This is a genomic window from Caballeronia sp. LjRoot34, assembly GCF_964253815.1.
GTDB lineage: Bacteria > Pseudomonadota > Gammaproteobacteria > Burkholderiales > Burkholderiaceae > Caballeronia.
This window is the reverse complement of record NZ_CAXUSB020000001.1, coordinates 2,387,943-2,401,083: the sequence shown is the minus strand read 5'-3', so window position 1 is coordinate 2,401,083 and position 13,141 is coordinate 2,387,943. Positions and strand designations below refer to the sequence as shown.

The window sequence follows — 13,141 nt, the reverse complement described above, 5'->3', positions numbered from 1 at the left end:
AGATGACTGAAGTCAAGAAAAAGCTCGAGAAACTGAGCGGCGTGAAGGGCATGAACGACATCCTCCCGCAGGATGCCGCGTTATACGAATTCTTCGAAAGTACCGTCAAATCGATGTTGCGGGCCTACGGCTATCAGCAGATCCGCACGCCTATTCTCGAGCATACGCAGCTGTTTACGCGCGGCATTGGCGAGGTGACGGATATTGTCGAGAAGGAAATGTACAGTTTCACCGACGCGCTCAACGGCGAGCAGCTCACCCTGCGCCCGGAGAATACGGCTGCGGTAGTGCGTGCGTCGATCGAACACAACCTGCTCTACGACGGCCCGAAGCGGCTGTGGTACATCGGCCCGATGTTCCGCCACGAGCGTCCGCAGCGCGGGCGTTACAGGCAGTTCCATCAGGTCGGCGTGGAAGCGCTCGGCTTTGCCGGACCGGACACCGACGCTGAAATCATCATGATGTGCCAGCGCTTGTGGGACGACCTCGGACTCTCCGGCATCCGGCTCGAACTGAACTCGCTAGGCCAGCCGGAAGAGCGCGCAGCGCACCGGAAGGAATTGATCGCGTATCTCGAGCAACATGCTGACGCACTCGACGAAGAATCGAAGCGCCGTCTCTACACCAATCCGTTGCGTGTGCTGGATACCAAGAATCCCGCCATGCAGGAGATTGCGCAGAACGCGCCGAAGCTCGTCGATTTCCTCGGCTCCGAATCGCTCGCGCACTTCGAGGGTGTTCAGCGTTTGCTGAAGGCGAACAACATTCCGTTCAAGATCAATCCGCGTCTCGTTCGCGGCCTCGATTACTACAATCTCACCGTGTTCGAATGGGTGACCGACAAGCTCGGCGCGCAGGGAACAGTGGCGGGCGGCGGCCGCTACGACCCGCTGATCGAGCAACTGGGCGGTAAGGCAACGGCGGCGTGCGGCTGGGCGATGGGTGTCGAGCGCATTCTTGAATTGCTGAAAGAAGAAGATCTGGTGCCGGCGCCGGAAGGAACCGATATCTACGTGGTTCACCAGGGTGAAGCGGCGGCGGAGCAGGCGTTTATCATCGCTGAGCGGCTGCGCGATACCGGCCTGAACGTCATCCTGCATTGCAGCCCCGACGGCACGCCGGCAAGCTTCAAGTCGCAGATGAAAAAGGCCGATGCCAGCGGCGCGGCTTTTGCCGTGGTGCTGGGCGAGAACGAGCTGGCGCAAGGCATGGTTGGCGTGAAGCCGCTGCGTAGTGCGTCGGTTGAATCGACGGGTCAAAAGAACGAGCAAGCCACGGTGCCGGTGGAAGACTTGACCGAATTTCTAATCAATGCGATGGTGGCAACCGCCGACGACAGCGCGGACTGATTTGTCGGGCGGCGCCACGCGGGCAAAGCCCGCGTGGCGGCCTGAAACAATGGCGCGCAGCGTTGCGCGTGAACACAAAAGCAGTCAAGGAATACGCAGGGCATGAGCTATCACGAAGAACAAGAGTCGCTTGAAAATCTGAAAGCCTGGTGGGCGAAATGGGGCAACTCCACGACCTGGATTGTCCTCGCGGTGCTCGTCGTCGCGGCGGGCTGGAACGGCTGGAATTTCTGGCAGCGCAGGCAGGCTGCGGAAGCCGCCGTGCTCTACGACCAGGTGCAGCAAGCGGTGGCATCGAGTGACAAGGCAATGGTCACGCGAGCGGCAACGGACATGGAAGACAAGTTCGGCGGCACTGCGTACGCGCAGATGACGGCGCTGGCCGCCGCCAAATCGCTGTACACCGCGGGCGACACTGCAGGGGCTAAAACGCAGCTGCAATGGGCCGCCGACCACGCGAAAGACGCTGAATACAAACAGATTGCGAAATTGCGGCTGTCTTTGTTGCTGCTCGATGAAAAATCCTATGACGCCGGCCTGAAGGTGCTCGCCGACGCGCCGCTTGACGCGTTCAAGGGCGTGGTGTCGGACCGTCGCGGCGACCTGCTGGTGGCCGAAGGCAAGCGCGATGACGCGCGCACGGCTTACAAGGTCGCGCTCGACACGCTGCCGAAGTCCGATACGTCGGCCCGTCAATTGGTCCAGTTCAAGCTGGACGCACTCGGCGGCTAGCGCCGACGGCCGGCCCTAAGGCCGGTCAGCCGACCTCGTCCTTATGCAGGCGTGTTGCTCGCTAGGTTAAAGTCACCGGTTTGCGGCGGTGAATCTAACCCTGGCGACCACCGCGCAGCACACCGATCAACCGATTTCACTTATTCATGTTGCGTCTACCGATGACCTTTCTGAAACGCTACGCTCTCCCGCTCGCTTGTGCGATGACGGTTATGCTCACCGCCTGCGCCACCAAGGACGAGCGCCGCGTGCCGACTCCGCTTGTAGACATCAAGCCGGTTCTCACCGTGGAGCAGGCCTGGAAGGCGAGCGTCGGCAAGGCCGGGCGTTACCTGTTCTCGCCGGTGGCGATTGGTGACTTCGTCTACGCGGCTGGCGCCAACGGCACGGTTGCGAAGATCGATGCCAAGACCGGGCAGGACGTATGGCGCATCAAGCTTAAAGACGATCTGTCGGCAGGCGTGGGCAGCGACGGCAACCTGACCGCGGTCGGTGGCCTGAAAGGCAACGTGTACGTGCTGGGACCGGACGGCAAGCAACTCTGGACGGCAATCGCGCCGGGCGAAATCATCTCGCCGCCGCTGGTCGGCAATGACGTGGTCGTCGTCCGGACGATCGACGGCAAGGTCATTGCGTTCAACGCGCAAACCGGCGAACAGAAATGGATATTCCAGGCGCGCGCCGTGCCGCTCAACCTGCGCGTGGCTGCCGGAATGACGTTCGCCGCTTCCCAGGCGGTCCTGGCGGGCTTCCCGGGCGGTACCTTCGCCGCAATCAATCTGCAGACCGGCGACGCCTACTGGCAGACGCCGGTGTCGTTCCCGAAGGGCGTGACTGAGGTAGAGCGCATCAACGACGTCACCGGCGCACCAACACTCGTGGGATCGGAGACATGCGCGGTGACGTTCCAGGGACGCATTGGCTGTTTCGACGCGAATTCGGGCCGTCCGCAATGGGAAAAGTCGTTCTCGAGCGATAGCGGCCTGGCGCAGGACAATGAAATGGTCGCAGCCGGCGACGACTGGTCGATCGTCAACGGGTTTAGCGGGATCGACGGCGCGCCGCTCTGGAAGAACGACAAGCTGAAGAATCGCATGGTCAGCGTGCCGTTTATCCTGGGCCGCGCGGTCGTACTCGGCGACTATCAGGGCTTTGTGCATTTCCTTTCCACGGCAAATGGCGAATTCGTCGGCCGGGCCAAGACCGATGGCAGCGCGATCACGGCTGCGCCGGTGCTGGCGGGCGATACCCTGGTTATCCAGACGCACGACGGTGGCCTGTACGGTTTCCGTCCGCGCTGATGTAATGGTTTGAGTTGATCTGACGTTCTGACGGACGTGCCGGTTTTGCCGGCCGTTCGTGTTTTTTCGGACTTTTTTGTTTTTTGAGTCCGCGTCGTGCGAATAGAATCGATTCATCAAGGCTGCGCGTGAAGGATCATCGTGCGGCAAATAAGCGCACAAGCAGCATATAAGCAGGTCAGGCAACATCACAAGTAACAACAGGCATCGGGATTCCGGCAGCAGGTTTGTGCAAACCGGTCCACACCTTCGGGTGACGTTGCCCGATCGATCATGTCGTTTGGCGGAGCGCTCAGCGCGTTCCACATGCGCTTCAAACGCCATGAACGTGGAACATCGCTGCACGCCGCGGTCTCCGCCGAAACCGTGCTAATTTTTGACACATCGCCGGGCCACGCACACTCGCGGCTCGCCGTTTCCGGACTTTTATCCGGCGCGCGCCGGGCCGGAATCATCCGCCTTGCGTTCAACTGTGAACACCATCTGATGAAACCCGTAATTGCCCTCGTGGGGCGCCCCAATGTGGGGAAATCGACGCTTTTCAACCGCCTGACCCGTTCGCGCGACGCACTCGTCGCCGACTTGCCCGGCCTTACCCGTGACCGTCACTATGGCGAAGGCCGGGTAGGCGACCGGCCTTATCTGGTGGTCGACACCGGTGGTTTCGAACCGGTCGCGAAAGACGGCATCCTGCACGAAATGGCTCGCCAGACCCGCCAGGCGGTGGAGGAGGCCGATGTGGTCGTCTTCATCACCGACGGCCGCAACGGGCTCGCACCGCAGGACAAGGCGATTGCGGACTACCTGCGCAAGAGTGGCCGGCCGCTGTTCCTCGTGGTCAACAAGGCCGAGGGCATGAAATACAGCGCGGTCGCCGCCGACTTCTATGAACTGGGCCTCGGCGACCCGCGTGCCATCTCTGCCGCGCACGGCGACGGCGTCTCGGAAATGATCGATGACGCGCTCGAGATTGCGTATGCCGGACAGCCGGAAGAAGACCCCGAAGAAAAAGCGGCGCGCGGCGTGAAAATCGCCATCGTGGGACGCCCGAACGTCGGCAAGTCGACGCTGATCAATGCGTTGGTCGGTGAGGAGCGCGTGATCGCGTTCGACATGCCCGGCACTACGCGCGATTCCATCTATGTTGATTTCGAGCGAAGCGGCCGCAAATACACCCTGATCGATACAGCTGGGTTGCGCCGTCGCGGCAAGGTGTTCGAGGCCGTCGAAAAGTTCTCGGTGGTGAAGACGTTGCAGTCTATTTCCGACGCTAACGTAGTGATTCTGCTGTTGGATGCGCAGCAGGACATCTCGGACCAAGATGCACATATTGCGGGATTTGTGGTCGAGCAGGGACGTGCGCTGGTAGTAGGGGTCAATAAGTGGGACGGATTGGACTCCCATGTGCGCGAGCGCACCAAGGCCGACCTTACGCGCAAGCTCAAGTTTTTGGACTTTGCTAAATTTCATTACGTGTCGGCGCTGGAAAAGACGGGCATCAGCCAACTGATGAAATCGGTGGATGATGCCTACGCCGCCGCCATGGCCAAGTTGCCCACGCCGAAGCTCACGCGCGCGTTGATCGACGCGGTTGAATTTCAACAGCCGCGCCGCCGCGGACCGATTCGTCCGAAGCTGCGTTATGCGCACCAGGGTGGACAGAATCCGCCGATCATCGTCGTGCACGGAAATGCCCTCGACGCGATCACCGACACCTATAAACGTTACCTCGAAGGCCGCTTCAGGGAAACTTTCGGGCTCGTGGGGACTCCATTGCGCATAGAGTTCCGTTCGAGCGCGAACCCTTACGCGGACAAAGGCTGAACCCCGCGTGCACCAAGCGTTTCGCCGGATTTTCGACGGCCGTGGCGCGCTGGTGCGAAAATGAAAATCGGCTATAGTGTAGCGATTGACGACGGATCTCTTTTTCTTCGTCGCAATCACATCAACCTGCAAAAATAATACGGAGTTTGCTATGAGCAACAAAGGGCAATTGTTACAAGACCCGTTTTTGAACGCACTGCGAAAAGAGCATGTGCCTGTATCGATCTACCTGGTCAACGGCATCAAGCTGCAAGGCAATATTGAATCGTTCGACCAGTACGTCGTGTTGCTCCGGAATACGGTTACCCAGATGGTCTATAAGCACGCCATTTCGACGGTCGTGCCGGCGCGTCCGGTGAATTTCCACCCGGATGCAGAGACGCCCTAAACCTCGTTGCGCCCGGTGTCACGGCATGAATGAACGTGCTAATTCACCGGTCGCTTCAAAATGAAAACATTGATTTGATCAACGCAGCGCTTGTCGGTGTCGACTTCGGAAAAATCGATTTCGATGCCAGTCTCGAAGAACTCAGTCTGCTCGCACAAAGTGCGGGTGCCCATCCCGCCGTCACCCTGACCGGTCGCCGTTCCAGTCCCGATGCCAAGATGTTTGTCGGCAGCGGCAAAGTCGAAGAGCTGCGCCTCGCGTGCGAAGCCAACGACGTGGAACTTGTCATTTTTAATCACGCTCTCGCGCCCGCGCAGCAACGCAATCTGGAAGGCGCGCTGGAACGGCGCGTGATTGACCGCACCAGTCTTATCCTCGACATTTTCGCCCAGCGTGCCCGCAGTCATGAAGGCAAGCTGCAGGTCGAACTCGCGCAGCTCACCTACTTGTCCACGCGACTGATTCGTGCGTGGACTCACCTTGAACGGCAGAAGGGCGGTATCGGTTTGCGCGGCCCGGGTGAGACGCAGCTTGAAACTGACCGCCGTTTGATTGGCGAGCGGATCAAGGCGCTGAAGGCGAAGCTGAAGAAGCTGCAACGTCAGCATGGCACGCAGCGCCGCCAGCGCGGGCGCAACCGGACTACCTCAGTGTCGCTGGTTGGCTATACGAACGCGGGCAAGTCGACGTTGTTCAATGCATTGACGAAAGCGCAGGCGTACACGGCGGACCAGTTGTTCGCCACGCTCGATACCACCTCACGCCGGGTTTATCTCAGCGAGGAAGCAGGGCAGGCCGTGGTGTCGGATACGGTCGGCTTCATTCGCGACCTGCCTCACCAACTGGTCGCGGCTTTTCGTGCGACGCTTGAGGAAACTGTTCAGGCTGATTTGCTGCTGCACGTGGTGGATGCATCGAGCATGGTGCGGCTCGATCAGATCGACGAGGTGAACAAGGTGCTGAGCAGCATTGGCGCCGACGGCATTCCGCAGATCCTCGTTTTCAACAAGATCGATGCGGTGCCTGAGCTGGCGGCCCGTGGCGACTCAGTTGAAAGGGATGAGTATGGTAATATTTTGCGCGTCTTTTTGAGCGCGCGAACGGGTCAGGGACTCGACGCGCTGCGCGCGGCCATCGCCGAATTTGCGGCTTCCGAACCCAAAGATAACAACGAGTACACGGAACTTCCGGACGGCACAATCGTGCCGGAGTCCATGGATAGCACACCCGACGACGGAACCACGCTACCGGAAGACCACCGGTCAGCCGACGAAAGTGATGACCGCAAGGTCCCCGAGCACGGGCACTGATCTGTTCCGATTTGCATTGACCCGGCTGTCTAATGGTGAATCACCGAGTGAACGACTACAACGAGCGGAGTAACCGGCAGCTTTCGCATGCCGTCTTTTCGATCAACGACCCGCGCTGGGGGCGGGGCGACGGCAATGGCGACGGCAAAAGCCAGGACCAGAAGCGTCCGCAGGAACAAAAGCGCCCATCGAAGGACAAGGATGGTGAGGGCCCGCCGGATCTCGACGAAATGTGGCGCGACTTCAACAAGAAGCTCGCCGGCCTGTTCGGCAAGAAAACGCCTGGCGGCGGTCCGCGTACCGACAACGGCCGCGGCGCCAAGATCGGCATGGGCATTGTTGTCGGCGTATTGATCGCGATCTATCTGGGCAGCGGCGTATTCGTCGTACAGGACGGCAATGTGGGTGTCGTGTCGCGCTTCGGAAAGTATGAAGAGTCGGACGACCCGGGCATCCATTGGCGTCTTCCGTATCCGTTCGAATCGCACGAGATCGTCAATACGTCGCAGATTCGTTCGATCGAAGTCGGGCGCAACAACACCGTGACCCAGGCCAACGTTCGTGACGCATCGCTGCTGACGCACGACGCGGATATCGTCGAGGTGCGGTTTGCCGTGCAGTATCAGATCAGGTCGGCGACCGACTATCTGTTCCGCAATGCCGATCCTGAGCAGAACGTGACGGAATCGGCGCAGGCCGCGATTCGCGAAATCGCGGGCACGCACAGTACCGACGACCTGCTTTTCAAGGATCGCGAAGCATTGCGCGCGAAGCTTGTCGACACCATCCAGGCATCGCTTGATTCGTACAAGACGGGCTTGCAGGTGACCGGCGTGACCATCGAGAGCGTGCAGGTGCCGGCGCAGGTTCAGCCGGCCTTTGAAGATGCCGCGAAGGTGCGCCAGGACAACGAGCGCGCGGTCGACACCGCGAAAGCCTACGCAGATCAACTGTTGCCGCGCGCGAAGACCGACGCGGCGCGCATGATCGACGATGCGAAGGGCTATAGCAACCGGGTCGTTTCGCAGGCGCAAGGCAATGCCGAGCGCTTCAAGCAGGTCTACGCAGAATATTCGAAGGCGCCGGCAGTGATTCGTCAACGCATGTATCTGGACACAATGCAGCAGATCTATTCGCGTGCGACGAAGGTGTTCGTCGACAGCAAGAGTTCGAACAATGTGGTGTACCTGCCGCTCGACAAGCTAGTCGATGCAAACCGCCAGAACGCCGCCGCAGCCGCCGTGGCGTCGGGCGCGTCAGGTGTTGCTGCGGGGACGGCGCCTTCGGGTGCGAATCAACCCGTCGGCGCCGCGCCTACCGGTGTGATCGGAGGGGCTATTACGCAGGACGCGCGCGCCGAAAGCGCATCGGCGGCTTCGGCCGTCACTGCCCAGTCCGCCGCTCCCGCCAGCGCTGCGGCTTCTGCTGCCGCCTCGGGTGCCGCCGCGCAGTCGTCGGGTGACCCATTGCGTTCGCGCGATGCGTTCCGTTCGCGTTCGCGCGAAGACGACACGCAATGAGGAGCGCGATCATGAATCGAATTATTGCGCTCGTCGCTGCCGTGGTGGTTGTGTTGTTCATTGGCTCGTCCATGATGTTCGTGGTCGACGAACGCCATGCCGGCGTGGTCACCGCACATGGCGGCGACACGCCCACGCTTGTCACGCCCGGCCTCCATTTCAAGCTGCCGCCGCCGTTCCAGACGCTGACGCTGATCGACACCCGTACGCTCACGCTCGACGAAGCAGGCTCGGACCGCTTCAATACGTCGGACAAGAACGAGGTGATCGTGAATACGGTCATCAAGTATCGCGTGGCCGATCCGCTCAAGCTGTTCGAAAGCAACGAGAAGAACACGCAGACGGCGCAGGACCGGCTGGCCGCGCTCACGCGCACGGCGTTGACGTCGTCGTTCACGAAGCGTTCGCTGACGGACGTGCTCGGTGAGCAGCAGGCTATTGCGACCGAAGCTCAGAAGGCAATCGAGCAGCCTGCAGCGGCGTTCGGCGTGGAGCTCGTCGACCTGCAACTGACGCGCATCGACTTTCCGCCGGCGGTGGCCGATTCGGTCTACAAACGCATGATCGCGGCGCGCCAGCAAGCGGCGGCCGAGGAGCGCGCGAAGGGGACGGCCGACGCCGATGCGCTGAAAGCGAGCGCGGAGCGCCAGCAGGAAGCCATTCTTGCCGATGCCTACAAGGAAGCGCAGACCATCAAGGGTGAGGGTGATGGCCGAGCTGCGTCCATTGCCGCCGATGCATACGGCGTCGATCCGCAGTTCTACCAGTTCTATCAAAGCCTCGAAGCGTATAAAAAGACTTTCAATGCCGGTGACGTGATGGTCGTCGATCCGAGCAGCGATTTCTTCCGCTTCATGCGCAGCCCGAATGGTGCTGCGCCGAGCGGCGCCGATGCCACCACCCCGGCGCTCGCGCGCAAGCGCTGAGCGTCCAAGCGTCGCGGCGAGAGTCGCGACGCCTTCAATCGAATGGATATGGCTGCATCGTTACTGCTCGCGATTGCGTTGATGCTGATTATTGAGGGGATGTTTCCGTTCGTCTTCCCTAACTCCTGGCGCGACACGTTCCGCCGGATCGCGCAACGGCCGCCGCACCAGATTCGTATCGGTGGGCTGATCGCCATGGTGCTTGGCGTTATCCTGCTGATTATCGCGACGTGACCATTGCAACGTGATCATTGCACCATGATCGTCGCGACGTGAAAACTTCAAAGCGGGTCGACTTGTAGTCTCCGGTCGCCCATAGACTCAAAGCTTGCGCTCACTCGCGGCAATCATCACCGCCGCGCTCAAGCGCTCCGTAGGAAACGCATCGATGTCCACCTGGTTACTCCCCGAGAATATCGCCGACGTCTTGCCGTCCGAGGCTCGCAAGATCGAAGAATTGCGCCGTCGGCTGCTCGACCGTTTTCGTTCGTACGGCTACGAACTTGTCATGCCGCCCATGCTCGAGTATCTCGAGTCGTTACTTACCAGCGGCGGCAGCGACTTGAACCTGCGCACGTTCAAGCTCGTTGATCAATTATCCGGCCGAACGCTCGGCCTGCGCGCCGACATTACGCCGCAGGTTTCCCGTATCGACGCGCATTTGCTGAATCGCCAGGGCGTGACGCGGCTTTGTTACGCGGGCAATGTGCTGCATACGCGCCCGCGCGGTCTGCACGCTACGCGCGAGCAGATCCAGATCGGCGCGGAAATCTACGGCCATGCGGGACTGGAAGCGGATCTCGAGATCCAGCAACTGATGCTGGACTCACTGCGTCTGAGCGGCCTCGATAAAGTGCGCCTCGACCTGTGCCACGCGGGCGTTTTGTCGGCCTTGCTGGACTTGGAGCCGGCTGCTGCGGTGCTCGGTGAAGCGCTGTTCGACGCGCTCGGCGCGAAGGATGTGCCGCGCCTGAACGAACTCACGGCCAAGCTTGGCGATGTCACCCGGGACGCATTGCGCGCTTTGCCTTCGCTGTATGGCGACGCTTCCGTGCTCGACGAAGCGCGGGCTCGGCTGCCGAATCTTCCGGTGATCGGCCGGGCGCTGGACGACCTCGCGTTCCTCGCGGCCCAGGCGAACGGAGCCGAGCTGATGATCGATCTCGCCGATCTGCGCGGTTACGCGTACCACAGCGGCGTGATGTTCTCGGCGTACGTCGATGGCGTGCCGAATGCGGTGGCGCGGGGTGGCCGTTACGACCATGTCGGCCAGGCCTACGGCCGTGCGCGCCCGGCAACCGGCTTCTCGCTCGACCTGCGCGAAGTCGCCCGCATTTCCCCCGTCGATGCCCGCGGCAGCGCGGTCCTCGCCCCGTGGAAGCATGACGAACCGCTGCTCTCGGCAGTCGCGCAATTGCGCGATGCGGGCGAAGTGGTGATTCAGGCGTTGCCCGGTCACGACCATGATCTCGACGAGTTCGCGTTCGATCGCGTATTGGTCGAGCGGGACGGAAAGTGGGTCGTAGAGGCCCGTTCCTAGCGGTTTTGCGGTTTGCCGGCGCGTTTTTTATCAGTGCGCAGCCGCAAGCCGCGGACAAAATTTCTGCCAGATCCGATCGATGCAAAATCGATACGCGTTCGCAAATACCGGGAAAAACTCGGAACCTTCTGCGAACATAGGTAAAATGCTTTTTTAACCAGCTATCAAATTGACATGTCTGCCAGCGCAGTGAATGTGAACCCGGGGCGCAACGTCGTCGTGGTCGGCACCCAGTGGGGTGATGAGGGCAAGGGCAAGATCGTCGACTGGTTGACGGACCACGCCCAGGGCGTCGTGCGCTTCCAGGGCGGCCATAATGCCGGCCACACGCTGATTATCGGCGGCAAGAAAACCATCCTTCGACTGATTCCGTCGGGCATCATGCGCGCCGGCACCGCCTGCTACATCGGCAATGGCGTCGTGTTGTCGCCGGAAGCGCTCTTCAAGGAAATCGGCGAGCTGGAATCGGTGGGTGTGGACGTCCAGAAGCGTCTTTTCATCTCCGAAGCCGCCAACCTGATTCTTCCGTATCACATCGCTATCGACCAGGCCCGCGAAGCGCGGCGCGGCGCGGCGAAGATCGGTACCACCGGACGCGGCATCGGCCCGGCGTATGAAGACAAGGTTGGCCGCCGCGGCTTGCGGGTGCAGGATCTGTACGACCGCGAAGTGTTCGCGGAACGCCTGCGCGAAACCCTCGATTTCCACAACTTCGTGCTGACCGGCTACCTGGGCGCCGCAGCGGTGGATTATCAGGAAACGCTGGACACCATGTTCGGCTACGCCGAGCGCCTCGCGCCCATGGTGACCGACGTCTCGCGCCGTCTCTATGACGAAAACCACGCTGGCCGGAACCTGTTGTTCGAAGGTGCGCAAGGCACGCTGCTTGATATCGATCACGGCACGTATCCGTACGTCACATCGAGCAATTGCGTGGCGGGTGCGGCGACTGCCGGTGCGGGCGTGGGTCCGCAAAAGCTCAACTACATCCTCGGCATCACGAAAGCGTATTGCACGCGCGTGGGCGCAGGCCCGTTCCCGAGCGAGTTGTATGACGCCGACAACGCCAGTCGCCAGGAGCAGGTTGGCCTGACGCTTGCGACCGTCGGCAAGGAATTCGGCTCGGTAACCGGCCGTCCGCGCCGTACCGGCTGGCTTGACGCTGCCGCGCTGCGCCGCTCGATCCAGATCAACGGTATCTCTGGCTTGTGCATGACAAAGCTGGATGTGCTCGACGGCCTGGACGAAGTGAAGCTGTGCGTGGGCTACAAGCTCGACGGCAAAGATGTCGACATCCTGCCGCGCGGTGCGTCGGAAGTGGCGCGTTGCGAGCCGGTGTACGAGACGTTTGGCGGCTGGAAGGAAAGCACCATCGGCATTACGCAATGGGACAGCTTGCCGGCCAATGCGCGCAAGTACCTGTCGCGTATCCAGGAAGTGGCGGCCGTGCCTATCGACATGGTGTCGACGGGTCCGGATCGCGACGAAACCATCCTGCTGCGTCATCCGTTCAAGGTTTAAGCAGGCCGGACGTGCAGCATCGACCAAAGTGGCCGCGAATCAGCGGCCACTTTTGCATATTCAACAGACGTACAGTGCTGTACATATTGAAAAGAGTTTCACCATGATCGCGATGAAAGATCCGCGCAATGACGACCGGAATCTGTGGGTAGGCTGGGACGAATATCACCGGCTGATCGAACTGCTCGCGCTCAGCGTGCATGACTCGGGCTGGAAGTTCGACAATATCCTGTGCCTCGCACGTGGCGGCCTGCGAGTTGGCGACCAGCTTTCGCGCATCTATGACCTGCCGCTCGCCATCCTGGCGACGAGTTCGTATCGCGAGGCGGCCGGCACGGAACAGGGCACACTCGACATCGGGCAATACATCACCATGACGCGTGGCGAGCTGTCTGGCAACGTGCTGCTTGTCGATGACCTGGTCGACTCCGGCGTCACGCTTTCGCGTGTGCAGCAGCATCTGAAAGACCGTTATCCGGCGGTCACGGCAGTGCGTTCCGCCGTGCTTTGGTACAAGGGCTGCTCCAAAGTGAAGCCCGACTATCATGTGCAGTTTCTCGAAACGAATCCCTGGATTCATCAGCCGTTCGAAGAGTGGGACACTGTCCGCCCGCACAACCTCGGTGCGTGGATCAAGCGCGGCGTCCAGGACGAGCGCGGCTGATTCAAGTCCTGAGCGTGTTCAAGTCGTGCGCGTCAGCCGTTCACGTGAGTTGTTAGTGGTTAGTTG

The 13,141-nt window shown here is 60.9% G+C and carries 12 protein-coding genes; all 12 read left to right on the top strand.

Annotation, left to right across the window (positions count from 1 at the left end; translation table 11 throughout):
* The first annotated feature begins 2 nt into the window (after positions 1-2).
* The 12 genes from hisS to ACSQ36_RS10680 all read left to right on the top strand — a co-directional run bounded on the left by hisS (position 3) and on the right by ACSQ36_RS10680 (position 13,075).
* Complete coding sequence (gene hisS / locus ACSQ36_RS10735; RefSeq protein ID WP_436181893.1) at positions 3-1,349, top strand: histidine--tRNA ligase; 1,347 nt, start codon at positions 3-5, stop codon at positions 1,347-1,349.
* A 102-nt stretch (positions 1,350-1,451) separates the two neighbouring features.
* Entirely contained in the window at positions 1,452-2,081 is a 630-nt protein-coding gene (locus ACSQ36_RS10730) for a YfgM family protein (RefSeq protein ID WP_213761520.1), read from the top strand.
* A 161-nt stretch (positions 2,082-2,242) separates the two neighbouring features.
* Positions 2,243-3,382 carry an outer membrane protein assembly factor BamB gene (gene bamB, locus ACSQ36_RS10725; protein ID WP_213761519.1) on the top strand — a complete coding sequence of 380 codons (1,140 nt, stop codon included), beginning with the start codon at positions 2,243-2,245 and terminating at the stop codon, positions 3,380-3,382.
* Between the two features lie 486 nt (positions 3,383-3,868).
* On the top strand, positions 3,869-5,206 hold the full coding sequence (gene der, locus ACSQ36_RS10720; RefSeq protein ID WP_158934623.1) for a ribosome biogenesis GTPase Der: 1,338 nt from the start codon (positions 3,869-3,871) through the stop codon (positions 5,204-5,206).
* 151 nt (positions 5,207-5,357) lie between these two features.
* The gene (gene hfq / locus ACSQ36_RS10715) at positions 5,358-5,594 is read left to right on the top strand and encodes an RNA chaperone Hfq (RefSeq protein ID WP_031356421.1); all 237 of its coding nucleotides are present in this window, start codon (positions 5,358-5,360) and stop codon (positions 5,592-5,594) included.
* Positions 5,595-5,623: 29 nt separating this feature from the next.
* Positions 5,624-6,904, top strand: a complete 1,281-nt coding sequence (gene hflX, locus ACSQ36_RS10710) for a GTPase HflX (RefSeq protein WP_436181892.1) — start codon at positions 5,624-5,626, stop codon at positions 6,902-6,904.
* Positions 6,905-6,951: 47 nt separating this feature from the next.
* Entirely contained in the window at positions 6,952-8,424 is a 1,473-nt protein-coding gene (gene hflK, locus ACSQ36_RS10705; protein ID WP_436181891.1) for an FtsH protease activity modulator HflK, read from the top strand.
* Between the two features lie 11 nt (positions 8,425-8,435).
* Positions 8,436-9,350 (top strand): protease modulator HflC, encoded by a 915-nt coding sequence (gene hflC / locus ACSQ36_RS10700; RefSeq protein ID WP_213761516.1) that lies wholly within the window; start codon positions 8,436-8,438, stop codon positions 9,348-9,350.
* Positions 9,351-9,392: 42 nt separating this feature from the next.
* Entirely contained in the window at positions 9,393-9,584 is a 192-nt protein-coding gene (locus tag ACSQ36_RS10695; protein WP_031356417.1) for a DUF2065 domain-containing protein, read from the top strand.
* Between the two features lie 154 nt (positions 9,585-9,738).
* Positions 9,739-10,890: an ATP phosphoribosyltransferase regulatory subunit gene (locus ACSQ36_RS10690; RefSeq protein ID WP_213761515.1), complete on the top strand. Its 1,152-nt coding sequence runs from the start codon at positions 9,739-9,741 to the stop codon at positions 10,888-10,890.
* A gap of 174 nt (positions 10,891-11,064) precedes the next feature.
* Positions 11,065-12,411 carry an adenylosuccinate synthase gene (locus ACSQ36_RS10685; RefSeq protein WP_213761514.1) on the top strand — a complete coding sequence of 449 codons (1,347 nt, stop codon included), beginning with the start codon at positions 11,065-11,067 and terminating at the stop codon, positions 12,409-12,411.
* A gap of 103 nt (positions 12,412-12,514) precedes the next feature.
* Positions 12,515-13,075, top strand: a complete 561-nt coding sequence (locus tag ACSQ36_RS10680; protein ID WP_213761513.1) for a phosphoribosyltransferase — start codon at positions 12,515-12,517, stop codon at positions 13,073-13,075.
* Positions 13,076-13,141 lie beyond the last annotated feature (66 nt).